General features: G+C 61.8%; 23 protein-coding genes. 10 read left to right on the top strand and 13 right to left on the bottom strand.

Annotation, left to right across the window (positions count from 1 at the left end; genetic code table 11):
• Positions 1-3 precede the first annotated feature (3 nt).
• Both AMK00_RS11975 and AMK00_RS11970 read left to right on the top strand, forming a co-directional pair.
• Positions 4-387: an Hpt domain-containing protein gene (locus AMK00_RS11975; protein WP_064810496.1), complete on the top strand. Its 384-nt coding sequence runs from the start codon at positions 4-6 to the stop codon at positions 385-387.
• Positions 388-593: 206 nt separating this feature from the next.
• Entirely contained in the window at positions 594-914 is a 321-nt protein-coding gene (locus AMK00_RS11970) for a 2Fe-2S iron-sulfur cluster-binding protein (RefSeq protein ID WP_011425597.1), read from the top strand.
• Between the two features lie 357 nt (positions 915-1,271).
• On the opposite strand, the gene AMK00_RS11965 is transcribed toward AMK00_RS11970, so the two are convergent.
• Positions 1,272-1,898 carry a DUF922 domain-containing Zn-dependent protease gene (locus AMK00_RS11965; protein WP_064810495.1) on the bottom strand — a complete coding sequence of 209 codons (627 nt, stop codon included), beginning with the start codon at positions 1,896-1,898 and terminating at the stop codon, positions 1,272-1,274.
• A 102-nt stretch (positions 1,899-2,000) separates the two neighbouring features.
• On the opposite strand from AMK00_RS11965, the gene folP reads away from it, so the two are divergent.
• The 3 genes from folP to folK are packed head-to-tail and all read left to right on the top strand — an operon-like array spanning position 2,001 to position 3,743.
• Positions 2,001-2,870 (top strand): dihydropteroate synthase, encoded by an 870-nt coding sequence (gene folP / locus AMK00_RS11960; RefSeq protein ID WP_064806161.1) that lies wholly within the window; start codon positions 2,001-2,003, stop codon positions 2,868-2,870.
• Positions 2,867-3,232 carry a dihydroneopterin aldolase gene (gene folB / locus AMK00_RS11955; protein WP_008525873.1) on the top strand — a complete coding sequence of 122 codons (366 nt, stop codon included), beginning with the start codon at positions 2,867-2,869 and terminating at the stop codon, positions 3,230-3,232. The genes folP and folB overlap by 4 nt, the downstream gene beginning before the upstream one ends.
• Positions 3,225-3,743, top strand: coding sequence for a 2-amino-4-hydroxy-6-hydroxymethyldihydropteridine diphosphokinase (gene folK, locus AMK00_RS11950; protein WP_064802970.1), 519 nt, complete (start codon positions 3,225-3,227; stop codon positions 3,741-3,743). Before folB ends, folK begins: the two co-directional genes overlap by 8 nt.
• 62 nt (positions 3,744-3,805) lie before the next feature.
• Here folK and AMK00_RS11945 read toward each other — a convergent pair whose 3' ends face one another.
• From AMK00_RS11945 to AMK00_RS11930, 4 genes are all read right to left on the bottom strand, one after another.
• A complete protein-coding gene (locus AMK00_RS11945; RefSeq protein ID WP_064802969.1) occupies positions 3,806-4,357 on the bottom strand; it encodes a hypothetical protein in 552 nt (183 codons plus the stop codon).
• A 208-nt stretch (positions 4,358-4,565) separates the two neighbouring features.
• The gene (locus tag AMK00_RS11940; RefSeq protein WP_064810494.1) at positions 4,566-5,645 is read right to left on the bottom strand and encodes a YcjF family protein; all 1,080 of its coding nucleotides are present in this window, start codon (positions 5,643-5,645) and stop codon (positions 4,566-4,568) included.
• The gene (locus AMK00_RS11935; protein WP_064810493.1) at positions 5,642-7,117 is read right to left on the bottom strand and encodes a YcjX family protein; all 1,476 of its coding nucleotides are present in this window, start codon (positions 7,115-7,117) and stop codon (positions 5,642-5,644) included. Before AMK00_RS11935 ends, AMK00_RS11940 begins: the two co-directional genes overlap by 4 nt.
• Positions 7,118-7,192: 75 nt before the next feature.
• Positions 7,193-7,687, bottom strand: coding sequence for a SixA phosphatase family protein (locus AMK00_RS11930; protein ID WP_064810492.1), 495 nt, complete (start codon positions 7,685-7,687; stop codon positions 7,193-7,195).
• A 275-nt stretch (positions 7,688-7,962) separates the two neighbouring features.
• Here AMK00_RS11930 and dksA point away from each other — a divergent pair, with 275 nt between their 5' ends.
• The gene (gene dksA, locus AMK00_RS11925) at positions 7,963-8,382 is read left to right on the top strand and encodes an RNA polymerase-binding protein DksA (protein ID WP_008525884.1); all 420 of its coding nucleotides are present in this window, start codon (positions 7,963-7,965) and stop codon (positions 8,380-8,382) included.
• Positions 8,383-8,472: 90 nt separating this feature from the next.
• Here dksA and AMK00_RS11920 read toward each other — a convergent pair whose 3' ends face one another.
• Both AMK00_RS11920 and AMK00_RS11915 read right to left on the bottom strand, forming a co-directional pair.
• Positions 8,473-9,108: a DUF1062 domain-containing protein gene (locus AMK00_RS11920; RefSeq protein WP_064810491.1), complete on the bottom strand. Its 636-nt coding sequence runs from the start codon at positions 9,106-9,108 to the stop codon at positions 8,473-8,475.
• A 403-nt stretch (positions 9,109-9,511) separates the two neighbouring features.
• Positions 9,512-10,528, bottom strand: coding sequence for a flagellar biosynthetic protein FliO (locus AMK00_RS11915; protein WP_189636962.1), 1,017 nt, complete (start codon positions 10,526-10,528; stop codon positions 9,512-9,514).
• A gap of 304 nt (positions 10,529-10,832) precedes the next feature.
• Here AMK00_RS11915 and cckA point away from each other — a divergent pair, with 304 nt between their 5' ends.
• Positions 10,833-13,433: a cell cycle histidine kinase CckA gene (gene cckA / locus AMK00_RS11910; protein ID WP_064802957.1), complete on the top strand. Its 2,601-nt coding sequence runs from the start codon at positions 10,833-10,835 to the stop codon at positions 13,431-13,433.
• Positions 13,434-13,697: 264 nt separating this feature from the next.
• On the opposite strand, the gene AMK00_RS11905 is transcribed toward cckA, so the two are convergent.
• A complete protein-coding gene (locus AMK00_RS11905) occupies positions 13,698-14,624 on the bottom strand; it encodes a pseudouridine-5'-phosphate glycosidase (RefSeq protein WP_064806159.1) in 927 nt (308 codons plus the stop codon).
• 88 nt (positions 14,625-14,712) lie between these two features.
• Positions 14,713-15,657 carry a carbohydrate kinase family protein gene (locus AMK00_RS11900; protein WP_064810490.1) on the bottom strand — a complete coding sequence of 315 codons (945 nt, stop codon included), beginning with the start codon at positions 15,655-15,657 and terminating at the stop codon, positions 14,713-14,715.
• A gap of 229 nt (positions 15,658-15,886) precedes the next feature.
• On the opposite strand from AMK00_RS11900, the gene recA reads away from it, so the two are divergent.
• Both recA and alaS read left to right on the top strand, forming a co-directional pair.
• The gene (gene recA, locus AMK00_RS11895; RefSeq protein WP_011425583.1) at positions 15,887-16,975 is read left to right on the top strand and encodes a recombinase RecA; all 1,089 of its coding nucleotides are present in this window, start codon (positions 15,887-15,889) and stop codon (positions 16,973-16,975) included.
• A 155-nt stretch (positions 16,976-17,130) separates the two neighbouring features.
• Entirely contained in the window at positions 17,131-19,785 is a 2,655-nt protein-coding gene (gene alaS / locus AMK00_RS11890) for an alanine--tRNA ligase (protein WP_064810489.1), read from the top strand.
• A 347-nt stretch (positions 19,786-20,132) separates the two neighbouring features.
• Here alaS and AMK00_RS11885 read toward each other — a convergent pair whose 3' ends face one another.
• Positions 20,133-20,360, bottom strand: coding sequence for a hypothetical protein (locus AMK00_RS11885; RefSeq protein WP_064802951.1), 228 nt, complete (start codon positions 20,358-20,360; stop codon positions 20,133-20,135).
• A 397-nt stretch (positions 20,361-20,757) separates the two neighbouring features.
• On the opposite strand from AMK00_RS11885, the gene AMK00_RS11880 reads away from it, so the two are divergent.
• Positions 20,758-21,609, top strand: coding sequence for an AraC family transcriptional regulator (locus AMK00_RS11880; protein WP_064802944.1), 852 nt, complete (start codon positions 20,758-20,760; stop codon positions 21,607-21,609).
• Positions 21,610-21,661: 52 nt separating this feature from the next.
• On the opposite strand, the gene AMK00_RS11875 is transcribed toward AMK00_RS11880, so the two are convergent.
• From AMK00_RS11875 to AMK00_RS11865, 3 genes are all read right to left on the bottom strand, one after another.
• Positions 21,662-22,288, bottom strand: a complete 627-nt coding sequence (locus tag AMK00_RS11875; protein ID WP_064802942.1) for a glutathione S-transferase family protein — start codon at positions 22,286-22,288, stop codon at positions 21,662-21,664.
• 88 nt (positions 22,289-22,376) lie between these two features.
• A complete protein-coding gene (locus AMK00_RS11870) occupies positions 22,377-22,823 on the bottom strand; it encodes a GNAT family N-acetyltransferase (RefSeq protein WP_064810488.1) in 447 nt (148 codons plus the stop codon).
• Positions 22,824-22,893: 70 nt separating this feature from the next.
• Positions 22,894-24,105, bottom strand: coding sequence for an NADP-dependent isocitrate dehydrogenase (locus AMK00_RS11865; RefSeq protein WP_020921416.1), 1,212 nt, complete (start codon positions 24,103-24,105; stop codon positions 22,894-22,896).
• Positions 24,106-24,115 lie beyond the last annotated feature (10 nt).

Below are 24,115 nucleotides of genomic sequence, written 5' to 3'. Positions count from 1 at the left end.
CAAATGGCGGCCCAGCTGGCAGCATTGAAGATCGTATTCGAGGCGCCTGATAATGCAAAGGGGTCGTGCCCCTCGAAGGTCCGGCCGATCGATCTCGTCCATCTCGCAAAGCAGACGATGGGCGACAAGTCTCTGGAAATCGAAGTCCTTCAAATGTTTGCGCGCCAGGCGCGGGCGTGCCTCCAGGACATGACGAGCGGTGAGACCGTGCGTGTCGGCGCGGCCGCGCACCGGCTGAAGGGCGCGGCGAGCTCGGTCGGCGCATTCCGCGTGTCGCAGACGGCTGAGGTCGTAGAGGAGACCGGCGGCGATGCCAGCGCAGTGGCGGCGCTCGGCGCTGCCGTCCTCGATGCCGAGAACTTCATTCTCAAGCTCTGCCGCGGCTGACCTCCAAGTCTTCTTTCGTTGATCGAACGAGGCCCGTTGTTTCATTGCGGAACCACGGGTCTTTTTGCGACGTCCCAGATGACGCTTTGAAGACGGCGGGCGAAGGCCCGATCTGCGAGGTTATGGCGGATTTCCGAATGTTGACTGACGCGTCGAATTGTCGGAAGAAACTTCGCCCACCCATTTGAAGACCGGAAATAGTCCTGATGCCCAAACTTACCATCGTCGCCTTCGACGGCACGCGCTTCGACCTCGACGTCGACCAAGGCTCCACCGTGATGGAGAATGCCGTGCGCAATTCGGTGCCCGGCATCGAGGCCGAATGCGGCGGCGCCTGCGCCTGCGCCACCTGTCACGTCTATGTCGACGAGGAATGGACGGAGAAGGTCGGCCAGCCGGAAGCGATGGAAGAGGATATGCTCGACTTCGCCTTCGACGTGCGCCCGACCTCGCGGCTCTCCTGCCAGATCCGGATGAAGGCCGCTTATGACGGGCTCGTCGTGCACGTGCCCGAACGCCAGGCCTGAGGCGCCCCGCGTTTCGCGCTAACGTATCGGCCCGAAAATCGGAACCGATTTTCGGAGTTGAATAACCGACACCATCACCACAAAAAAGACGCCTCGCGCGCTGGTGCGAGCGAGGCGAGGCGGGCGCATTACCAACGGATGAGGGAGGAACATCCGCGGCTTCGGAACGCGCCAGGAGAACCCAGCGAGGAAAGTCCAGATGCCGTAGCTGAACTTTCGAATGTGTTCATATTAACGCGTTACGGTTGAGTCTGCCAGGATGAAAAATGACCATTAAAACGCTGGGGAAGGGGTAAGTTTCGCACAAGTTTCGTTGCGCAGCTAAGTTTTTCCGCTCGTCACCAGTTCGAAAAAGCCTTATTTTCCGCCGGCTCGACCGTTGATTCGATTTTTCAGCAATCTCAGCATGCGCTTCTGGAAGTTGACCGCCTCAACCCGGTCGAATCGCGCCTGCAGCCGATCGTGCTCCTCTATGCCGCGAGTTGATTCGTTGGAGACGAGCTCCTGCATGGCCTCGCAGCTGCGCTGCTGCGGCAATGCGCGGATGGCGCGCTCCATGGCGCGGGCCTGATCTCTGGCGATCTCGGCGTGACGCTCCTCGTGGCGCTTGATGTCACTCGACAGTGCGTCCCATATCATCGACAGCTCCTTGCTGGCGCCTCTGCGGCTATTCCAGCGCGGCAGGATGATCTGGGTGTGAACGGTGACCTTGACATTGCCGACGCGGCATCTGCCATTATCCTGGATATAGGTGGCCTCGCCGCCGAAGCGAATCTTGGTGGCCCCGGGATGGCGTGCCGACGAACCGCTCGCCGTCGGGCCGCGCCGGCTGAGTTCCCGGTCTAGCTCATCGGCGGTTTTGCCGCGGATGTCGAAATAGGAATAACTTTTCGATGCGATCACTTCGGCTGCCGCTGGACTGCTGAGAGAAAGAGCAATGGAAAAGGCGACAGGAAGGCACATATAACGCATTGCAAGCGGCATTCTGAACGCAACCCATGTTGAAATCGGCAGGAGCTTGGGGCATAGCCACCGTAAGCGCAATATCGGATGGCGGCTTTTTTCGTCATCAATAGGACAAGTCTGGTGACAGGGCTCGAAGGCAGTTTCTGGCGTGTCGGCCATGGCCGGGAAATCGAACTCGGCCGTCGGTCGGCGATCATGGCGATCGTCAATGTGACGCCGGACTCCTTCTCCGACGGCGGACGTTTTGAAACCGTCGATGCCGCCGTCGAACACGCATTGCAGGCGGTCAGCGACGGTGCTGCGATCGTCGACATCGGTGGTGAATCGACCCGGCCGGGTGCGGCATCGGTCAGCCCTTCGGAAGAGCAGGCGCGGGTGTTGCCGGTCATCGAGGCGCTACGCGGTCGCACCGAGGCGCTGATCTCGATCGATACCTATCGCGCCGAGACGGCGCGGCTGGCCGTCGGCGCCGGCGCCCATATTGTCAACGACGTCTTCGGACTGCAGAAAGATGCAGGTATCGCGGATCTGGCCGCGGCCACGGGGGCGGGGCTCTGCATCATGCATACCGGCCGCGACAGGGCCAAACTTGCCGATGTGATCGCCGACCAGGCGCATTTCCTCGAACGGTCGCTGGCGATCGCCGCCGCGGCCGGAGTAAACAGCGACCGGATCGTGCTCGATCCGGGTTTCGGCTTCGCCAAGGAGACGGCGGAGGAGAACCTGGAGCTGATGGCGCGGTTTTCCGAACTGTCGCGCTTCGGCCTGCCGCTGCTTGCCGGCACCTCACGCAAACGCTTCCTCGGCGCGGTCACGGGGCGCGAGGCGCCGGAGAGGGATGCGGCGACGGCCGCATCAAGCGCGCTGCTCAGGCTTCAAGGGGCTGCGGTTTTCCGGGTGCACAATGTCGCAATCAACAGGGATGCGCTTGCTATCGCCGATGCTATGCTCAATGCGCGCCAGGAATTCGAGAGGAAGCGGCCGACATGACGACCTACACGATCACGCTGCAGAACTGCGCCTTCTTCGCGCGCCACGGCGTGCATGACGAGGAGGAATTCCTCGGCCAGCGATTCTTCGTCGATGCCGAGCTCGATGTCGTCGCGGGCGAGGCGCTGGAAAGCGATTCGATCAACGACACCGTCAATTACGGCATTGCCTTCACGGTGATCGAGGAGATCGTCACCGGCAAGCGACGCTATCTAATCGAAGCCCTCGCGCTCGATATCGCCAAGGGCCTCTGTCAGACGTTCCCGCAGGTGCGGCGGGCGAAGATCACGGTGCGCAAGCCGAATGCGCCGGTGCCCGGCGTGCTCGATTTCGTGCAGGTGAGTGTTGAACATTTTGCCTGAGGCTGCATCGCAATCAGCCACGCTCGGCCTCGGCGGCAATATCGGCGATCCGGTAAAGGCGATGGCCGCGGCGCTGCAGAGACTGGACGGGCGCGACGACTGTCGTGTCACCGCCGTGTCGCGGCTCTATCGCACGCCGCCGTGGGGCAAAACCGACCAATCGTTCTTCTTCAATGCCTGCGCCGCCGTCGAAACCCGGCTCCCTCCAGAGGCGCTGCTCGACGTCTGCCTGTCGATCGAGCGCGAGATGAAACGCGAGCGTGTCGAACGCTGGGGGCCTCGCACGCTCGATATCGACGTGCTGACCTATGGCGACGTCGTCCAGCAGGCGCCGCGGCTGGAGTTGCCGCATCCCCGTATGACCGATCGCGGTTTCGTCCTGATGCCGCTTGCCGATATCGCCCCAGGCCTTCTCGTCAGGGGCCGGCCGGTAAGCGACTGGCTGCTCGATGTTGACGTGACCGGCATCGAGGTCGCCGATGACAGCGGCGACTGGTGGCGGAACGCCTAAGGCCCTAAAATGCGAAACGGCGGGAAACCCGCCGCTTCAGGAAAACCCGTCATGCAGTCCGTCTACTGGATGGAGCCGACTGCCATTTCGTCGACCTGACGAGTCAATGTCAGGCCGATGACCGGGATCATCTGGCTTTCGACCTTGACCGACACGGTGACGTTCATCGTCTTGTCGTCACGCACGCGAGCGATCATCGCGCCATTCAGCTTGGCGCGGTTGATGCCGACCACGACGGTATCCTCGGTTACGGCGCCGGAGACGACGTCAAGACCCTTGCCGGCGGCGCCGTCGAGGAACTTGCCCGTGTAGGTGGAGCCCGACTGCGAGATGACGGCGCTCATCGGCTGCTTGAAGACGCCGACGCGGCAGGTTCCATCGAGCTTGATGCCAGCAGTGCCGTCGCCGGTGGGTTCACCGGTCAGATTGCAGGTGAATTTCGTGCCCTTGTACTTGCCGGCGACGATCTCGCCGGGGCCCTTCCAGGAGCCGGTGACGGATTCGAAGAAGGCCTTGTCGCGGGTTGCGGCAGTGGCTGCCGGAGCGACGTCTGCGACAGGAGACAATGCCGCGGCGGCGAGGCCGCATAAGAAGAGAAACTGGCGCGAATACATGGATTTTCCTTGGCAAACACCACTCACGAAGTGGTGCCAAGTTTTGCCGAAGAATGGTTAATCCTTCCTTTCGATTGTGCCGAAATGCGAGGGGTTGGATTTCTGTCGCGCCCGCGGATCTTAGGATCCGGCGGCTACGGTGTTGAATCTGCTTAATTTCGCCAACTTCACCTACGGGAAGGTGAGAGCTACGGAATCGCCTCGTCGGTTAAGGATTGTTGCCGCGCGGCGACATTGAAGGTGTGAGATCGCCGATAAAATCGCCGATTCCCGGTCGCTTCACCGCACGAAAGGCAAGCGGGCGACAGAGATCCATCGCCGCGATTCCGATGCGAGCGGTCATCAGGCCGTTGATCACGCCTTCGCCGAGTCGGGCCGATAGCTTCGAGGCAAGCCCATGGCCGAGCACCTGCTGGACGAGACTGTCGCCGACGGCGATCGAGCCGGTGACGGCGAGGTGGGCCAGCACGTCACGCAGGAGGCGGAACATGCCGAGCGTGCCGGGGCGGCCGCCGTAGAGCTCGGCCATGGCGCGGATGAGGCGCACGGATTCGTAGAGCACGTAAAGCAGATCGACGATCGCGCGCGGGCTGACGGCGGTGACGATCGAGACGCGCTTGGAGGCGTTGACGATGAGCGCCCGCGCTTTGCGGTCGAGTGGGGCCAGCAGCTCGCGTTCGGCCAAGACGATCAGATGCGGGGGGTCGATGACCTCACCCTCGGTCGCCTTCAGCGTCGCGCGACCCTTCGATGTCTCGGGATTGGCCGCAAGAAGCGTGGTGAGTCGCGCAACGACGGCGCGCGCTTTCGCCGGCCGTGTTTCGAGGATCGCCGCCTCTGCTTCCGCCTTGATCGCCTGAACAGCGGCAAGGCGCATCATGCCCGCGGTCTCGCGGATGACGAGGGCAAGCACGGCGAGGACGCCGATCGCCAGCACGCCAAGAGCTGCATAACCCAGCCAGTCGGCGCGGGTGAAGAGATCGCGGATCAGGCGGTCGGTCCAGAGGCCGATGCCGAGCGATAGCAGGATCCCGAAGGCGCCTAGCGCAATCTTGCCAAAAGAGGTGCGCCGCTTGCGCGGTGTTGCCACCGGCACTGCGCTCGCATCCCTGTCAGGATTGATGAAGGGATCCTCGTCGTCGGGCGTCAAGATGATCTCGTCCGAGAAGCTTTCCGGTTTGCGCCGGCCTTGCTGTTTCCGACCATTGTCGCGCGACACGGCAGCCTCATCCTCATAGGCGAAGGCGGCGGGTGGGCGGTGCGGCAAATCGGAGGGGGGCTTACTCATGCGAGACGGTCTCCGAACAGGAACTGCATGGCGCGGTCAAGGCGGATATGCGGCACCGACAGCTTGATGCCGCCGCCGGTCTCCTCGAGATGCGGCGGACGGAACCTGACGACGTTGACCTCGGGCAGGGTATCGGCGGTCTCGCCCGAGGCGATGCGATTGAACAGGCTTTCCGGATCCTGCGGCAGGTCTCCGGGGAAGATTGCGGTCTTTCTCTGGCCGTCGAATCGCTCGCCGGCAATGGTTTCGCCCTCCATTGGCGTGCCGACGATGACAGGCAGTTCATGGCCGTCGCGCTTGACCGATGCCTCGCGCGTGGCGCGCACGGAAGCGAGCGCCATCACGTCGATGCCGGCTCCGGCCATGCCGATGCGGGCGATGGCGCGATCGACGAGGCGGCGGGTCAGCGCATCGAGCCGATCATGGCTCTCATGATGGAGATGGTCGGCCTTGGTTGCGGCGACCAGCACACGGTCGATGCGGCGCCCCAGCAGCGACGAAAGCAGCGAATTGGTGCCTGGGCGGAAGCAGGCAAGCACGTCGGTCAGCGCGCGCTCCAGATCCTGGACGGCTTCGGGGCCGCGGTTCATCGCCTGCAGTGCGTCGACCAGCACGATCTGCCGGTCGAGCCGGGCGAAATGTTCGCGGAAGAAAGGTTTGACGACGACCGATTTATAGGACTCGTAACGCCGCTCCATCATCGTCCAGAGTGAGCCGCGATCGGGACGCGCGCCCGGCGACAGGACGAGCGGGGCGAAGGTCAGCGCCGGCGAGCCGTCGAGATCGCCGGGCAGAAGCAGGCGCCCGGGCGGCAAGGTGGAGAGCGAGCGTTCGTCGGCCTTGCAAGCCTTGAGGTAATCGGCAAAGGCGGTGGCAAGCTCGCGGGCTGCCATCTCGTCGGCGCCGGCATTTATATCGGCGGCACGGGTCAGCGCCAACCATTCCCGCGACAGTTCGGAGCGCACGCCATTTTGCGCAAGCGCGATCGTTTCCTCGCTGAAGGTGCGGTAATCCTTGCCGAGCAACGGCAGGTCGAGCAGCCATTCGCCTGGATAATCGACGATATCGATCGACAGCCGGCCGGGCGAGAACAGGCGATTCCAGCCGCTGGCGCTCTGATAATCGAGCGTGATGCGCAGTTCGGAAATGGCGCGAGTGGAATCCGGCCAGACGCGGTCCTTCACCAGCGCCCGGATATGATCCTCATATTGGAAACGGGGCACGGCGTCATCCGGCTGAGGCTCCAGCCGCACGGCTGAAACGCGGCCCGACTGCACCGGCTCGAACAGCGGCAGTCGGCCGCCATGCAGGAGATTGTGGACAAGGGAGGAGATGAAGACCGTCTTTCCGGAACGGGAGAGGCCGGTGACGCCGAGCCGTACGATCGGATTGACGAGGCCGCTTGCCCTGTCGGCGAGATTGTCAAACGCGATGCGGGCGTCGTCGGCGAGGGATGTCAGGCGTGGCGGCAAGGCGCAATTCCGGTTGATGACTGCCGGCAATATAGGAAGACTGCGCTGCTCGCAAAAGAAGCGGAGCGAAAGACTTCAGACGACGAGGAAATCGATAAGCCGCCAACCGCTGGCGGAAGCGTCGAAATCGATAACGGCGAGACCTGCCGTCGGAAAGCCGGCGGGAAGTGCGTTCACCATGGCCTCGTGGCCGATCAGCGCCTCAAGCGCCTGCTCGATCGTCGGGTTGTGGCCGACCAGCATGACGGCGGCATTATGCTGCGCGTCGACGATTTCGACATAGGTATCGACCGTGGCGTTGTAGAGCGCATCGACGTAACTCACGTCCAGTGCTACACCCATCGCCCGATGGACGGCATCGGCGGTATCGCGGCAGCGCAGCGCCGTCGAACTGATCAGAAGATCGGGACGGTAGCCCTTATCGGCGGCTTTGTCGGCGATAACCTCGGCATCGCCGTAACCTTTTTCGTTGAGCGGCCGGTCGAAATCGCGCTGTCCGGGTTCGGCCCAGGCGGCCTCGGCATGACGCAGGAGATAGATGCGATTGGGCGGAGGCAGCGGTACGGTCATGGGCAAATCCAGGATCGGCGGGTCTTTTCAGTAGCGGTTGCGATCATCCGCCGTCAACCGCCAGCCATGCCGCAACGGCCCAAAACGTGGCCGACAACACGGCGTTTTGAAGACCAAACGAAAATTGCGAACGCGAATAATCATGAGAAAATAGTCCGTTAGCCGAAAATTGTAACAGATTTAAAAATCTGTTTAGCTGTCGTATTTGGCTTGAATCGCGGCTAGCGCTTGGGATATACACCCCGCCAGATGAGATGTTCTTCAGGAGAATCGCGTTGAGTGAGAAGATCGATCTTAGCAATTACGTTCCCTCGGAAGAGGAAGAATTCATGAACGTAAACCAGCGTGCCTACTTCAGGGCAAAGCTGGTCGCCTGGAAAAACGATATCCTTAGAGAAGCGCGCGAAACACTCGACCATCTGGCCGAGGAAAGCGCAAACCATCCCGATCTCGCCGACAGGGCGTCGTCGGAAACCGACAGGGCGATCGAACTTCGCGCCCGCGACCGGCAGAGAAAATTGATCTCCAAGATCGACGCGGCGCTGCAGCGCATCGAAGACGGCACCTACGGCTATTGCGAGGAAACCGGCGAACCGATCGGTCTCAAGCGTCTCGACGCCCGTCCGATCGCGACGCTGTCGATCGAGGCGCAGGAACGCCACGAACGTCGCGAAAAGGTCTACCGCGACGAATGATCTTTCCCATGCAGAGATGAGACACATTCAGCGCCGCGATCCGACCGCGGCGCTTTTTGTTGAGCCATCTCCGGCGTGTCGAAGAGGCGGTTACGGGAAAGAGTCGGTCGCCAGAGCTTTCCAGAATGGCTCCCGCTCTGCCTGCGTGGCGAGATCGATTGTGACGAGGGTGCCATTCATGATCCGCCGCCTCATGATGTCGGCCCGCTCGGGTTCCGTTCGACAGAGGCCCCGATCGTGAAGAGCCTGCAGGCGGGAGCGTGATATCTTCAACTCGCCGGCCAGCAACCGGTCCAGGCGTAGGCTTGTTGGAAACGGGGCCGTTAGTTCGATTTCCAGGCTCGTCCAGCCTTCGGTCTCGTGCCGAATTTCCTTGGCGATCTCGAATTCGGCGAACTCGTCCACGCGCTGTGACTTGCGCCGCAGCGCATCAAGATTGAAGGTTTCCGCCCGAATCCAGTCCGGGTCGTTGGACTGCAGCGCGTCGAGAATCATCGGATCGACGTCTCGGATATTTCGGCGTTCGAAGATTGGTCGGTTCCACGTCCTGTCGCAGATCAGGCATTTGTAGATCAGCCAGGCGTCGAGCTTGCGACCGTTGGCATTGAGCCGGATCTTGCCGCTGGATCGGAAAGCTCTGAGGCCCCCGCATCCGCCGCAGGCGATCCATGGCTGGGGCGCCGTCTTGGGAGTGATGGTCCATCGGACCCGAAGTGTCTTGCACATATCGTCTTGGTCTTCCATTCGGAAGTCCACCAAGATGGTGCATGAGAAAACCCTTGCGGGCGCGGTATGGCGATGTCTTGGGCGGCTGAAGAGCTGAGACAGCGGAGCTGCACATGGCAAGTTGTAACAATGCCAAACCGGTCTCTCGCCACCACCCGATGAACATGTTCGCATGCCGCCAGCGCGTCGCTTGCGACAATACGGGTGAAACTGGGGTGAGACCGGTATTTACTTAGGCAAAGTCTACCTCGAATGCGCCAACGCTCTTCAGCCTGATCGATAGCAAATGATCAGTGAGATAGGGAGTCCCCGAGGCATCGGTGACGTGAAAGCCGCAGCATTGCGGCTTTTATGCAACTTCATGACGAAGGCTGAGCGACGGCAACCGGATGTAAGCGTTGTCTTACTTGTCGCGATTGACACTCATTTCGCCGAAGATGCGGGCAACTTCTTTCTGCAGGTCGGTGTCGGCACCAGTGATGGGGGCAAGCTCGGGATCGCGGCGCGGCAGGTTGGCTGGCTGCGGTGCGGCCTGGCGAGCGGCCTGGTTTGCCGGGGCCGGCACGATGCGCTCGGCGGTCAGATTGTTCGACATTTCCTCTTCCAGCACCCGTTGGAAATCACGGCGGATCGCCGCTGCCGATTGCGCAGCCGCATCGTCCTCGGCCGTAGCGGCTGCGGCGCGGGGCGCGGGCATGTCCGGGGCGGAGACCTCGGGCTCGATGCGCTGCTGCGGCAGCACGCGCTGGCGGGCGGCATCCAGGATTTCGGCGGCGCTTGCGGTATCGCGGAACGATGCCGGTTGCACACCGGCGGGAGCAGAGGGACGCTCCGGCTCGCGCGCCTGGGGCGGGACAGCTCGTAGGGGTTGGTCGCGTTCGGCCGATAGAGGTGTCGTCGCGGGTTCTGGCGGAAGAGGGCTGGTGGCCACCGGCGGCGGCATGGTGGGTGGTGCCGGCGGCTCGGGACGCGGCCGCGGCTCCGCGGCGGCAGGCGCAGTGAAGGAGGGCTCGGCGGCGGGGGTGACCGGCGCACGGGCGGCGGAAACAGGCGGTGTTTCCGGCCGCGGGACTGCAATCGGCCGCTCGGCGGCAGACTCCGGGCGTGAGAGGCTTTCCGGCTGTTCGGCCGGCTCCGGGAGGATGCGGCTTTCGATGACGATATCGGTCGGCCCGCCGATCATGATAAGATGCTCGACATCATCGCGGCGCACGAGCACCAGCCGGCGGCGGGCATCGACGGCTGCCGCATCCAGCACCTGCAGGCGGGGCTGACGGTTGCGGCCGCCGCGTACGAAGGGCGACGGGGCGCGGCCTCGCATCAGCCAGAGTGCCAGAATGAGCAGGAGGAGCGCCAGGCCGACGCCACCGGCCGCAAGCAGGAAACGGCTGCCATAGGCTGCGACAAGATCATCGAACATAGTCACTCACTCCATTTCACATTCGGCACATATTGACGACTTTTCCGTTCCTTAGGCAAGGGCAGCCGGTCCTGTCCAGTCATGCACGAAGGCGATTTCGTGTTATGCCGAATTGCAGCTGCCGGCTTGGCGCGAGCACTTGCCGCGGGCATCAGGCGCAGATGGCGCTCTTGCCTGTGAATTCAAGCGATCTTGCCGGCGACCGGTGTTTTTGCCGGCGTGGCAAATTGCTAAGAAGGAAAGAGCGCCTGATTCCCGCTTCTTGTTCGTGCTACGAGGTGGGAGGGGCTTATGCGAGGAATATATGACGAAACCGCGTCAGGTCGACGACTATAACGCACCGCTTGTGGATCGTGGGGGGCGTTCTGGCACGGTTTTGCGCATTCTTCTTCTGGCGCTCGTGCTGATCGCGGCCGCCGGGGCTTTTGTCGTCTTCAAGCGATCGCTCGACAACGAGATGGTGCTCGGCGGTCTCGGCGTTCTCGCCATGGTCGGCATCTTCTTCCTGGTATCTTCCGTTATCGGCTTCATCGAAGTGATGCCGCAGCGCCAGTCCGACAGCCTGGCGCGCACCTTCCTCAACAGCCACCCGGACGGCACGCTGATCACCGACGATAAGGGCCGGATCATCTATGCCAACGCCGCCTATGGCGCGCTGACCGGCGCGCGCAAGGCAACAGAAGTGCAGACGCTGGAAACGCTGCTGTCGCGGCACCGTGAATCCAACGAGGCGCTCTACCGGCTGGTCAATGGTCTGCGCGAGGGCAAGGAGGGTCGGGAGGAATTCCGCCTGCTGCGCGCCGTCGGGCCCGGCAGCAACAGCTCGGGCGCGCATTGGTACCGGCTGAAGGTGCGGCTGCTGCAGCCGGAGGATGATGGCGGCAAGCCGCTGCAGATCTGGCAAATCACCGACATCACCGCCGAACGCGACGATCAGGAGCGCTTCTTCAAAGAGCTGCAGAATGCGATCGACTATCTCGACCACGCGCCGGCCGGCTTCTTCTCCGCCGGCAGGAAGGGCGAGATCTTCTACCTGAATGCGACGCTTGCGGAGTGGCTGGGTCTCGACCTGACCAAGTTCCTGCCGGGCTCGATGTCGATCGGCGACCTGGTGGCGGGCGAGGGGCTGGCGCTGATCCAGTCGGTGCAGGCCGAGCCCGGCCTGAAAAAAACCGTGACGCTGGATCTCGATCTGCGCAAAACCAACGGCCAGAGTCTGCCGGTGCAGATCCTCCACAGCGTCACCTCGATGCGCGACGGCGCGCCCGGCGAAAGCCGGACGATCGTGCTGGCGCGCGGAAAGAGCAGCGAGAGCGGCCAGTCCGCTTCGGCTGCGGCCATGCGCTTCACCCGCTTCTTCAACAATACCCCGATGGCGATCGCCTCGGTCGACGGCGACGGACGCATCCTGCGCACCAACGCGCCGTTCCTGAAGCTGTTCTCCGGCATCGTCTCGCGCGACGACCTGGAAAAGGCGCCGTATCTCGAAACCATCGTGCAGGAGAGCGACCGGCCGCAACTGGCCGCGGCGCTGACGGCCGCCAAGGACCGGCAGGGTGACATCCCGCCACTCGATACCCGCACGCCGACCGACGAGGCGCGCTATTTCCGCTTTTATGTCAACGCCGTCATCGATCAGAGCGACGAAGCGCCAGAAGAGGCGGCGATCGTCTATGCGGTCGAGGTGACCGAGCAGAAGGCGCTGGAAGCGCAGATGGCGCAGACGCAGAAGATGAACGCTGTCGGAACGCTCGCCGGCGGTATTGCGCATGACTTCAACAACGTCTTGACGGCGATCCTGCTTTCTTCCGATCATCTGCTGCTGCAGGCGCGTCCTTCCGATGCAAGCTTCGCCGATCTGATGGAGATCAAACGCAACGCCAACCGCGCCGCGGTGCTGGTGCGCCAGCTGCTCGCCTTCTCGCGCAAGCAGACGATGCGGCCCTCGGTGCTGAACCTCACCGATGTCGTCGGTGACCTGCGCATGCTGGTCGACCGGCTGCTCTCGGGCACCAATGTCAAGCTCGATGTGCAATATGGCCGCGATCTCTGGCCCGTCAAAACGGACCTTTCGCAGTTCGAACAGGTGCTGATCAATCTCTGCGTCAATGCGCGCGACGCCATGCCCGACGGCGGCACGCTGACGTTGCGCACTCGCAATCTGACCGCAGCCGACGTCGCGACGTTCAACTATTCGTACATGCCGGCCGAGGACATGGTGCTGGTCGAAGTCGCCGATACCGGTACAGGCATCGCGCCCGAGATCATGGACAAGATTTTCGAGCCCTTCTTCACCACCAAGGATGTCGGCAAGGGCACCGGGCTCGGTCTCGCCATGGTCTACGGTATCGTCAAACAGTCTGGCGGCTACATCCAGCCGGAATCCGAAGTCGGCAAAGGCACGACCTTCCGGGTCTTCCTGCCGCGCCACATCCCTGAGCCGGCGATTGCCGCGGAGGCGGGTTCGATCGACAACGCGATCAATGAAGTCCCAGCCGCGCCCGCGGTGGCCGCGCAGCAGCCGGAGGATCTGACCGGCTCGGCCGTCGTCCTTCTCGTCGAAGACGAGGAAGCGGTGCGCCGCGGCGGCAAGCGCATGCTGGAAACGCGCGGCTACACCGTGCATGAGGCGGGCTCGGGCGTCGAGGCTCTGAGCATCATGGAGGAGCTTGAGGGCAAGGTCGACATCGTCGTTTCCGATGTCGTGATGCCCGAAATGGACGGCCCGACGCTGCTGCGGGAGCTGCGTAAGAACTACCCCGATCTGAAATTCATCTTCGTCTCCGGCTATGCCGAGGATGCCTTCGCCCGCAATCTGCCGCCGGATGCGAAATTCGGATTTTTGCCGAAGCCGTTTTCGCTGAAGCAATTGGCTGTTGTGGTGAAAGAGACGCTGGACGGGTGAGGGAAGTGAGTGTTGGAGGGCACGCTGTGCCGTGCCGCACCCCCCTCTGCCCTGCCGGGCATCTCCCCCACAAGGAGGGAGATCGGCTGGGCGCAGCGGCTTCCCCAACCAAGTATCCATTGCAGCTTGGCGAAACGTTGATGTGAACCGAAGATTTCGCAGCTTGTAATCTCCCCACCTGTGGGGGAGATGCCCGGCAGGGCAGAGGGGGCTGGAACGGCACCACCTATCTGGGCAAGGCGGTTCCGGCCAGCCCCGTAGGCCTCACTCCCCCAGCGCCACGGCAATCTCTGCCGCCAGCCGCGCATTGTTTTCAACAAGCGCAATATTCGTCTTGAGACTCTGGCCGTCCGTCAGGTCGAAGATGGTCGAGAGCAGATAGGGCGTCACCGCCTTGCCGGTCACTTCGTCGCGTTCGGCACTGTCCAAGGCCCGCTCGATGTAGATCTCCATCTCTTCGCGCGCGATCTCGTCGGCTTCCGGCACCGGATTGGCGACGAGCATGCCGCCGTCGATACCGAGCTGCTCGCGCACCGTCTGAAAATTGGCGATGGCCGCTGGGCTGTTCAGCGACAGCGGACTGCGGATGCCTGAGGAGCGCGACCAGAAGGCGGGGAATTCTTCGCTCTCATAGGTGACCACAGGCACGCCGCGGGTCTCCAGCACTTCGAGAGTCTTCGGAATGTCGAGGATCGCCTTGGCGCCGGCGCAGACGACGATAACGCCGGTGCGCGCTAGCTCCTCGAGATCGGCTGATATATCGAAGCTTTCCTCGGCGCCGCGATGCACGCCGCCGATGCCGCCTGTGGCAAAGACACGAATGCCGGCGCGGGCCGCCGCGATCATCGTCGCCGCGACCGTGGTGGCGCCGGTGCGGCGCTCGGCGATCGCGAAGGCAAGATCCGCGCGCGACACCTTCATCACCTCGGTTGCCTTGGCAAGCTGCTCCAGTTGCGCGGCTTCAAGGCCGATATGCAGCGTGCCGTGGATGACCGCGATCGTCGCCGGCACCGCGCCCTGTTCGCGAATGATCGTCTCGACGCTGCGCGCCATTTCGATATTGCCGGGATAGGGCATGCCATGGGTGATGATGGTCGATTCCAGCGCCACCAGCGGCGCGCCGCGCTGCTTGGCGCTGGCGACCTCCTTCGAATAGGCGATCGGCAGAAGAGGGGAGATGGGCTTGGTCATGATCTTGTCCTGTGATCGGCAGAGCATGATAGCGAAAAGCGTGGCGGCTCTCGAACGGCATCATGCTCAACTCTTTAATTCAGTCGCTTCAATGTAGAATTCTGACCTCGGGAACAAGGGCAAGCGCCTCATTCAAGAGGTCCGGCGTCAGATTTTCGTTGACGGCGTGCCGCGACTGCACCGTGAGCGCTGCCGCCGCCGCGCCGTGGCGAATGGCCTCTTCAAGCGGCAGGCCTGATATCAAGGCGGCGAGCGTGCCGGCGGCAAGGGAATCGCCGGCGCCCGTGACATCGGCGACGGTATCGGCGATTGGCGGCTGCAGCGCCACGGCGCGGTCTTTGCAAATCGCAACGAGCTCGCGCCGGCCGCGGGTGACAACGGCGTTTCTGATGCCGATCTCGTTCAGGAGCGGCAGCCAGCCGCCCGAATCCTCCGGCTGCACGCCGGTAACGGCAGCGGCTTCGGCCTCGTTCAGGAACAGATAGTCGATATCTCCAATGCAGGGTTTCAGCCGGACCACCTTGGCCGGCGAGATGGCGATGGCCGCGACGGGTTTGGCCAGGAAGTTCGCCTTGGCGACAATCGCCGCGATCGTCTCTTCCGGCAGATTGGCGTCGACGAGAATGAAATCATGGGCGGCGAAGGCCTCGCGCACCCAGCGGATGGACAGGCGCCGCGGCACGAAGAACCGATAGAGATCCATGTCGGCAAGGGCGATCACGAGGTCGCCGTTGTTCTCGATGATCGCTGTGTAGCTCGGTGTCTTGCGGTCGAGGAAGACGAAGGGGCGGTCGTCAATGCCGGCGAAATCGGCAGCTTCGCCGACCATTTCGCCGAAGGGATCGCCGCCGCGCGGCGAGATCATCGTCACGTGAAAGCCCAGTCTTGCAAGGTTGCGCGCCGCATTGAAACCGCCGCCGCCCGGCTCCTCGAACCAGGTGCCGGGATTGCTGGCGCCTGGCGCCGTTTCGCCGGAGATGCGGCCACGCCGGTCGACATGGGCACCGCCGAGAACGAGAATCTTTTTCATCAACTCACCCGCTCTCATAACCCGCGAAGGGCGAATCGAAGCGTTCCGCCTGGCTGCGACAAAGCCGGCTTATATGGTCTAAGCCGTTGCTTTGCATCGATAAAACAAAAGTAGAACACGGACCGTTTTGCCTTTCTCTTTCAAATGTTTGTACGCCTATTGCGGGAATGGAACAAATCGGGTACAAACTCGACATTGCTTGAGCGGCTTCAATAACCTAAAGGTGGATCGGATGTCTCAGAATTCATTGCGGCTGGTAGAGGACAAATCGGTGGACAAAAGCAAGGCGCTTGAAGCGGCACTCTCACAGATAGAGCGGTCGTTCGGCAAGGGCTCGATCATGAAACTCGGTTCCAACGAGAACGTTGTCGAGATCGAGACGGTTTCGACGGGCTCGCTTGGCCTCGATATCGCGCTTGGCATTGGCGGCCTGCCGAAGGGCCGTATCATTGAAATCTATGGGCCGGAAAGCTCGGGCAAAACAACGCTTGCGCTGCAGACCATTGCGGAATCGCAGAAGAAGGGCGGCATCTGCGCCTTCGTTGATGCCGAACACGCGCTCGATCCGGTCTATGCCCGCAAGCTTGGGGTCGATCTGCAGAACCTTCTGATCTCGCAGCCAGACACCGGCGAGCAGGCGCTCGAAATCACCGACACGCTGGTGCGCTCCGGCGCCGTCGACGTTCTCGTCGTCGACTCGGTCGCCGCTCTGACGCCGCGGGCCGAAATCGAAGGCGAGATGGGCGACAGTCTGCCGGGCATGCAAGCCCGCCTGATGAGCCAGGCGCTGCGCAAGCTGACCGCTTCGATCTCCAAGTCGAACTGCATGGTGATCTTCATCAACCAGATCCGCATGAAGATCGGCGTCATGTTCGGTTCGCCTGAGACAACGACGGGCGGCAATGCGCTGAAATTCTATGCCTCCGTGCGCCTCGACATTCGCCGCATCGGCTCGGTCAAGGAGCGCGAAGAGGTGGTCGGCAACCAGACCCGCGTCAAAGTCGTCAAGAACAAGATGGCGCCTCCCTTCAAGCAGGTCGAGTTCGACATCATGTATGGCGAAGGCGTGTCGAAGACGGGCGAACTCGTCGATCTCGGCGTCAAGGCCGGTATCGTCGAGAAGTCAGGCGCCTGGTTCTCCTATAACAGCCAGCGTCTCGGCCAGGGCCGTGAAAACGCCAAGACCTTTCTGCGCGACAATCCGGATCTCGCCCGCGAAATCGAGCTGGCGCTGCGCCAGAATGCCGGTCTGATCGCCGACCGGTTCCTGCAGAATGGCGGTCCGGATGCCGATGACGGCGATGCCGCCGCGGAAATGTAATTTTCGCGCTTGAACTTGATCTGATATTTCAGCCGGCTGCATTCCCTCATCAGAATGCCGCCGGTTTTGTTTGTCTGCTGGACAGTGGCGGAGGCGAACGTTAAAAGCCGATGGATTTGTATTTACCGGCCTCGGGCCGCATTGAAGGGCATAGAATGAGCGGCGTGAACGATATCCGGTCGACCTTCCTCGACTATTTCAAGAAGAACGGCCACGAGATCGTTCCGTCCAGTCCGCTCGTGCCGCGCAACGACCCGACGCTGATGTTCACCAATGCCGGCATGGTGCAGTTCAAGAACGTCTTCACCGGCCTTGAGAAACGTCCTTATGCGACGGCGACAACTTCGCAGAAGTGCGTGCGCGCCGGCGGCAAACATAACGACCTCGACAATGTCGGCTATACCGCGCGTCACCTGACCTTCTTCGAAATGCTCGGCAATTTCTCCTTTGGCGATTATTTCAAGGAGAATGCGATCGAGCTTGCCTGGAAGCTGGTGACCGAAGGGTTCGGCCTGCCGAAGCATCGTCTGCTGGTGACCGTCTATTCCGAAGACGAGGAAGCCGCGGCTTTGTGGAAGAAGATCGCCGGTTTCTCCGACGACAAGATCATCCGCATCCCGACCTCCGACAATTTCTGGCAGATGGGCGATACCGGCCCCTGCGGCCCGTGCTCGGAAATCTTCATCGACCAGGGCGAGAATGTCTGGGGCGGCCCTCCCGGTTCGCCCGAGGAAGACGGCGACCGGTTCCTGGAATTCTGGAACCTGGTTTTCATGCAGTTCGAGCAGACCGAGCCGGGTGTTCGCAATCCGCTGCCGCGTCCGTCGATCGACACCGGCATGGGTCTGGAGCGCATGGCCTGCATCCTCCAGGGCGTTCAGAGCGTCTTCGATACCGATCTTTTCCGCACGCTGACCGGCACCATCGAGGATACGATAGGAGTCAAGGCGGAAGGCAGCGCCAGCCACCGCGTCATCGCCGACCATCTGCGCTCCTCGGCCTTCCTGATTGCCGACGGCGTGCTGCCGTCGAATGAGGGCCGTGGCTATGTGCTGCGCCGTATCATGCGTCGTGCCATGCGCCATGCCCAGCTTCTCGGCGCCAATGAGCCGCTGATGTACAAGCTGCTGCCAACGCTGGTGCAGGAGATGGGCCGCGCCTATCCGGAACTCGTGCGCGCCGAGGCGCTGATCTCGGAGACGCTGAAGCTCGAAGAAGGCCGCTTTCGCAAGACGCTGGAGCGTGGCCTGTCGCTGCTCTCGGATGCGACCGCTGATCTCGACAAGGGCGACATGCTGGATGGCGAGACCGCCTTCAAGCTTTACGACACCTACGGCTTCCCGCTCGACCTGACGCAAGACGCCCTGCGCGCTCGCGAGATCGGCGTCGACATTGCTGGCTTCACCGATGCCATGGAGCGCCAGAAGGCCGAAGCCCGCTCGCACTGGGCCGGCTCCGGCGAGAAGGCAACCGAAACCGTCTGGTTCGAGCTTAAGGAAAAGCATGGCGCAACCGAGTTCCTCGGTTACGACACAGAGAGTGCTGAAGGCGTGGTGCAGGCGATCGTCAAAGACAGCGCCGTGGCGGAAGAAGCCAAGGCCGGCGACAAGGTGCAGATCGTCGTCAACCAGACGCCGTTCTACGGAGAATCCGGTGGTCAGATGGGTGATACCGGCGTCATCTCCTCCGACCACGGCAAGATCGAGATATCGGACACGCAGAAGAAGGGCGAGGGTCTCTTCGTGCATTCCGGCACTGTCGTCGAAGGTGCATTCAAGACCGGCGATGCTGTCGTTCTGACTGTCGACCACGCCCGCCGTTCGCGCCTGCGCGCCAACCATTCGGCAACCCACCTGCTGCACGAGGCGCTGCGCGAAGTACTCGGTACGCACGTTGCCCAGAAGGGCTCGCTGGTTGCGCCCGAGCGCCTGCGTTTCGACGTTTCGCATCCCAAGCCGATGTCGGCCGAGGAGTTGAAGGTCGTCGAGCACATGGCAAACGAGATCGTGCTGCAGAATGCGCCCGTCACGACCCGCCTGATGAGCGTTGATGACGCGATCGCCGAAGGCGCGATGGCGCTCTTCGGCGAGAAATACGGCGATGAGGTGCGCGTCGTTTCGATGGGCACGGGTCTGCACGGCGCGAAGACCGACAAACCTTACTCGGTCGAGCTCTGCGGTGGTACGCATGTGTCGGCGACCGGCCAGATCGGCCTGGTTCGTGTCCTCGGCGAAAGTGCAGTCGGCGCCGGCGTCCGCCGAATTGAAGCCGTGACCGGTGAAACGGCGCGTGAATACCTTGCCGAGCAGGACGAACGCGTGAAGATGCTCGCGGCGTCGCTCAAGGTGCAGCCGTCGGAAGTCTTGTCGCGCGTCGAAGCGCTGATCGATGAACGACGCAAGCTCGAGAAAGAATTGGCCGATGCCAAACGTAAACTCGCCATGGGCGGCGGGCAGGGCGGCTCGGGCGATGCCGTGCGCGAGGTTGCCGGCGTCAAGTTCCTCGGCAAGTCGATATCGGGCGTCGATCCCAAAGACCTCAAGGGGCTCGCCGACGATGGCAAGACCAGCATCGGCTCCGGCGTCGTCACGCTGATCGGTGTGTCCGATGACGGTAAGGCAAGCGCCGTCGTCGCGGTGACGCCTGATCTCATCGAGCGCTACAGCGCTGTCGATCTCGTCCGCATCGCCTCTGCCGCCCTCGGCGGCAAAGGAGGCGGCGGCCGTCCCGACATGGCCCAGGCCGGCGGCCCCGATGGATCGAAGGCAGATGAAGCGATCGAGGCAGTGGCCGTAGCACTCGCCGGGTGAGCTGCCGGTTCATTCCCAAGTTTCGAAAAGGCGGAAGCTCGGCTTCCGCCTTTGTTTGCTGACAGGCTTGTTCTTCATTCGTGGTTCCCCCAGCGCTCCTCGTTCCTGTCACAGGAATCCAGCGCGCCCGCATCCTTGGGCGCGGGAGACTCTCTTCAATGTCGCATAGGTTCATTCACCGCGCAGAGGCGCGGTGGCTAGATTTCTGTGACGGGCACAGGAATTGTGAGGAGAGGCGCGGCGGAGCCGGCATATCAAAGTAGACAATGGTTCGTTGCCGGCTTCCCAATACTTCCGCGTTTCCTGTCGTCCAACACTCGTCAGAGGAGTTGCGAACCTAAACCCCGCTATTTCTCGCCCCTCGCCATATCCATAAATTCAACCTGCCCGCGAACACCGAACGCCACCGAGAGAGCAATCGGTTCTGCCGAAAGCGGTTTCTTTATCTCGCACCCAATAAAGAAGCTGACGTTTGGAATTGGATCGATTTCTGACTCTTCGATTCTGAAGCAAGTCGCAAAACGCAATCGGTCGACTTCTCCGGATTCCGTAAGGTATTTTTTTAATATATCCATCGTCTGCTCTTCCGGGCTCTTATGTGCTGGAGAGTTTCTCCATAAATATAGATAAGCAGTATAAAAAATATAGATGACACTAATATTCCGAAAAGTAGAGTCTTACCAAGTGGAAACTTCATTGTATGCCTGTGGATTTGACTGATTTACGATAGCGTGCATTTTCTCAGGGTTCTGATTTAATCCTCAAGTCACTTGCTCAGAGCGACCAACATTATGAATATCAACCATTCCCTGCGAAAGCTGCCAGTTGGGTAGGGAAAGTCAACCTAGCGCAATTTCCTAGCCCTCGCTTAGCGGGTGATGGCGTTGGCGCTCCGGAGCGCCCGCAAGTCCGCAGGATTTATCAAATCGGGCTATGCTTTGTTGCAGCCGATCGATTTGCATGAGGTTTGACATGAATGGCGAAACGGCATGGGCACTCTATGAAAGCCGTCTGAGACGGGTTTCTGCCTATATTCACGACCACCTCGACGAGGAGCTGGATATGGAGCGCCTGGCTGAGATCGCCTGCCTGTCGAGCTATCACTGGCACAGGATCTACCGGGCGATTTATGGCGAGACGCTGGCGGCCACCGTCAAGCGGCTGAGGCTGCATCGCGCGGCGGGCGAGATCGTCGGCACGGAGCTTGCCGTCAGTGAGATTGCGAAACGATCAGGCTATCCCAATCTCCAATCCTTCAATCGCATTTTCAAGTCGGTCTACGGCATGCCGCCGGCCCGCTATCGAAAAGAGGGAAGCCACACAGCCTTTAAACCCTCACCTAACGGAAAGATCCAAATCATGTTCGACGTTACCATACGTGAGATCGCACCAACCGAGCTGATCGGCGTCGCCCATACCGGCTCTTATATGCAGATCGGCAAAGCCTTCGAGACATTGTTCGGCACACTTTACGCCCGCGGCCTCGCCAGGCCCGACATGAGGATAATCGGTGTCTATCTCGACGATCCCGATATCGTGCCGGCCGAACAGTTGCGCTCGATCGCCTGTGTAACCGGCTCCGCCGACGTTCCGGCCGAAGCGCCGTTCGAGAGACGCAGGATCGACGGCGGCACCTATGCCGTGCTGCGTCACAAAGGTCCCTATGCCGACATGCACAAGGCCTATCAGTGGCTTTATGCGGAATGGCTGCCCAAATCAGGACGGCAGTTGAAGGACAGCGTTATGTTCGAGGAATATCTCAACAACCCACGCGACGTGCCGCCAACCGAGCTGCTGACAGAAATCCACATGCCGCTTGCCTGAGCTCGCGCGAGGACGCGGCGGAGTTGCCGCGTCGTCGATCGTGCCTGAACGCTCAGGCGGCCTGCATCGTCTTGCCGGCCTCGTCGTCCAGTGCATTGGCGCGCTTATAGGCGTCACGCTCGCTGACGCGGCCGAAGTAATCGACGAACGCCTGGCGTTTTTCGATGGAACCGAAGCCGAGGCCCCAGCCGATATGCGCGCCGACATAGACGTCGGCGGCGGTGAAGCGCTCGCCGGTAACATAAGTCGAGCCGGAAACGGCCATTTCGAGCGTGTTCATGACGTCGCCGAAACCGCCGCAGCCGGCCATGCGCAGGCGCTCCGTCGGAATTTCGAAACCGAGCGCCTTCATCGTCACCGCCGATTCCAGTGGACCGGCAGCAAAGAACATCCAGCGGTAATAGCTGGCGCGCTCCTCCGGTCTTGGGGCCAGCCCCTTTTCCGGGAAGGTCTCGGCGAGGTAGGCGCAGATTGCCGCGCATTCGGTGACCACGGTGTTGCCGTGGCGGATTGCCGGCACCTTGCCCATCGGATTGACACGGAGATATTCCGGCGCCTTCATGCTTTCACCGAAGGTCAGGAGTTCGGTGCGGTAGGGCTGGCCGATCTCCTCCAGCATCCAGCGCGCGATGCGGCCGCGCGACATCGGGTTTGTGTAGAATACCAGTTCTTCGGCCATGACATTCCTCCTCCTGTTGTCGTGCTGGTCAGGCATTGCCGTCGCCCGGAATCAATAGCGCGGTGGGGTCTTTGTGCAAGTCCGATCGTCAGAGAGCTTTGCGATACTGGATGAAGCCTGAGCGTTCGGCGATCCGGTCGTACAGCCGCCGCGCCGTTGCATTCGTTTCGTGCGTCATCCAGTAGAGCCGGCCTGCGCCGTTTGCGCGCGCAAGAGCGGCGACCGCATCGATCAGTGCGGCACCGGTGCCGAGGCCGCGCTGGGTATCGGCGACATAGAGATCCTGCAGATAGCAGGTCCATTGCGGCAGCCAGCAGGAGCGGTGAAAAATCGCATGCACGATGCCGACGAGGCGGCCGTCTTCATCAAAGGCGCCGAGCGCGTGCATCGGTTCGTCAGGATCGTGGAAGCGGGCCCAGGTGAGATCCGTGGTTTCGGCAGGGATGACCACCTCGTAGAAGCGCTGATACGCCTTCCATAGTGGCTCCCAAGCGGTACGATCAGAGGGTTCGAGCGGGCGCACGGACGCCGTCATCTGCGGTTCTCCCAAAATGAAAACGGCGGGGAAATCCCCGCCGTTTCAATGCTATCCCGAAACGGCTGGCTTACGCCATCGCCTTCTGCAGGTTCTGGTCGATCTTGTCGAGGAAAGCGGTGGTCGAGAGCCACGGCTGATCGGGGCCGATTAGAAGCGCCAGGTCCTTGGTCATGAAGCCGGATTCGACGGTGTCGACGCAGACCTTTTCCAGCGTCGAGGCGAACTTGGCGAGTTCGGCATTGTCGTCGAGCTTGGCGCGGTGAGCGAGGCCGCGGGTCCAGGCGAAGATCGATGCGATCGAGTTCGTCGAGGTTTCCTGGCCCTTCTGATGCTGGCGGTAGTGGCGGGTCACCGTGCCGTGGGCGGCTTCGGCTTCGACCGTCTTACCATCAGGCGTCAGCAGAACCGAGGTCATCAGGCCGAGCGAGCCGAAACCTTGGGCGACGGTATCGGACTGGACGTCGCCGTCGTAGTTCTTGCAGGCCCAGACGTACCCGCCGGACCACTTCAGGGCCGAGGCGACCATGTCGTCGATCAGACGGTGTTCGTAGGTGATGCCGGCTTCCTTGAACTGATCCTTGAATTCGGTCTCGTAGACTTCCTCGAAGATGTCCTTGAAGCGGCCGTCATAGGCCTTGAGGATGGTGTTCTTGGTCGACAGGTAGACTGGCCACTTGCGCATCAGTCCGTACATCATCGAGGCGCGGGCGAATTCGCGGATCGATTCATCAAGATTGTACATGGCCATGGCAACGCCGGCGCCCGGCGCGTTGAAGACTTCCTTCTCGATGACGGTGCCGTCTTCACCGACGAACTTGATCGTCAGCTTGCCCTTGCCGGGGAACTTGAAGTCGGTGGCGCGGTACTGGTCGCCGAAAGCGTGACGGCCGACGACGATCGGCTGCGTCCAGCCCGGGACAAGGCGCGGCACGTTGCGGCAAATGATCGGCTCGCGGAAGATGACGCCGCCGAGGATGTTGCGGATCGTGCCGTTCGGGCTCTTCCACATTTCCTTGAGGTTGAATTCCTTGACGCGGGCTTCATCCGGCGTGATCGTCGCGCACTTGATGCCGACGCCGTACTTCTTGATGGCGTTGGCGGCGTCGACCGTGACCTGGTCGTTGGTGGCGTCGCGATTTTCGACCGAGAGGTCGTAATAGTCGATGTCGAGGTCGAGATACGGATGGATCAGCTTATCCTTGATGAGCTGCCAGATGATGCGCGTCATTTCATCGCCGTCGAGATCGGCGACGGGATTGGCGACCTTGATCTTCTTCATGTATCTGCCT

This window comes from Rhizobium sp. N621 (assembly GCF_001664325.1).
GTDB lineage: Bacteria > Pseudomonadota > Alphaproteobacteria > Rhizobiales > Rhizobiaceae > Rhizobium > Rhizobium esperanzae.
The sequence above is the reverse complement of the archived record's forward strand: the minus strand, read 5'-3'. Positions and strand labels throughout refer to the sequence as shown.

What these genes read in the sequence shown, in the direction of transcription:
- AMK00_RS11975 (WP_064810496.1), top strand. Translation starts at nt 4, where the DNA reads ATGGCGGCCCAGCTGGCAGCATTGAAGATCGTATTCGAGGCGCCTGAT.
- AMK00_RS11970 (WP_011425597.1), top strand. Translation starts at nt 594, where the DNA reads ATGCCCAAACTTACCATCGTCGCCTTCGACGGCACGCGCTTCGACCTC.
- AMK00_RS11965 (WP_064810495.1), bottom strand. Translation starts at nt 1,898, where the DNA reads ATGCCGCTTGCAATGCGTTATATGTGCCTTCCTGTCGCCTTTTCCATT.
- folB (WP_008525873.1), top strand. Translation starts at nt 2,867, where the DNA reads ATGACGACCTACACGATCACGCTGCAGAACTGCGCCTTCTTCGCGCGC.
- AMK00_RS11945 (WP_064802969.1), bottom strand. Translation starts at nt 4,357, where the DNA reads ATGTATTCGCGCCAGTTTCTCTTCTTATGCGGCCTCGCCGCCGCGGCA.
- AMK00_RS11940 (WP_064810494.1), bottom strand. Translation starts at nt 5,645, where the DNA reads ATGAGTAAGCCCCCCTCCGATTTGCCGCACCGCCCACCCGCCGCCTTC.
- AMK00_RS11930 (WP_064810492.1), bottom strand. Translation starts at nt 7,687, where the DNA reads ATGACCGTACCGCTGCCTCCGCCCAATCGCATCTATCTCCTGCGTCAT.
- AMK00_RS11920 (WP_064810491.1), bottom strand. Translation starts at nt 9,108, where the DNA reads ATGTGCAAGACACTTCGGGTCCGATGGACCATCACTCCCAAGACGGCG.
- AMK00_RS11915 (WP_189636962.1), bottom strand. Translation starts at nt 10,528, where the DNA reads ATGTTCGATGATCTTGTCGCAGCCTATGGCAGCCGTTTCCTGCTTGCG.
- cckA (WP_064802957.1), top strand. Translation starts at nt 10,833, where the DNA reads ATGACGAAACCGCGTCAGGTCGACGACTATAACGCACCGCTTGTGGAT.
- AMK00_RS11905 (WP_064806159.1), bottom strand. Translation starts at nt 14,624, where the DNA reads ATGACCAAGCCCATCTCCCCTCTTCTGCCGATCGCCTATTCGAAGGAG.
- recA (WP_011425583.1), top strand. Translation starts at nt 15,887, where the DNA reads ATGTCTCAGAATTCATTGCGGCTGGTAGAGGACAAATCGGTGGACAAA.
- alaS (WP_064810489.1), top strand. Translation starts at nt 17,131, where the DNA reads ATGAGCGGCGTGAACGATATCCGGTCGACCTTCCTCGACTATTTCAAG.
- AMK00_RS11885 (WP_064802951.1), bottom strand. Translation starts at nt 20,360, where the DNA reads ATGGATATATTAAAAAAATACCTTACGGAATCCGGAGAAGTCGACCGA.
- AMK00_RS11880 (WP_064802944.1), top strand. Translation starts at nt 20,758, where the DNA reads ATGAATGGCGAAACGGCATGGGCACTCTATGAAAGCCGTCTGAGACGG.
- AMK00_RS11875 (WP_064802942.1), bottom strand. Translation starts at nt 22,288, where the DNA reads ATGGCCGAAGAACTGGTATTCTACACAAACCCGATGTCGCGCGGCCGC.
- AMK00_RS11870 (WP_064810488.1), bottom strand. Translation starts at nt 22,823, where the DNA reads ATGACGGCGTCCGTGCGCCCGCTCGAACCCTCTGATCGTACCGCTTGG.
- AMK00_RS11865 (WP_020921416.1), bottom strand. Translation starts at nt 24,105, where the DNA reads ATGAAGAAGATCAAGGTCGCCAATCCCGTCGCCGATCTCGACGGCGAT.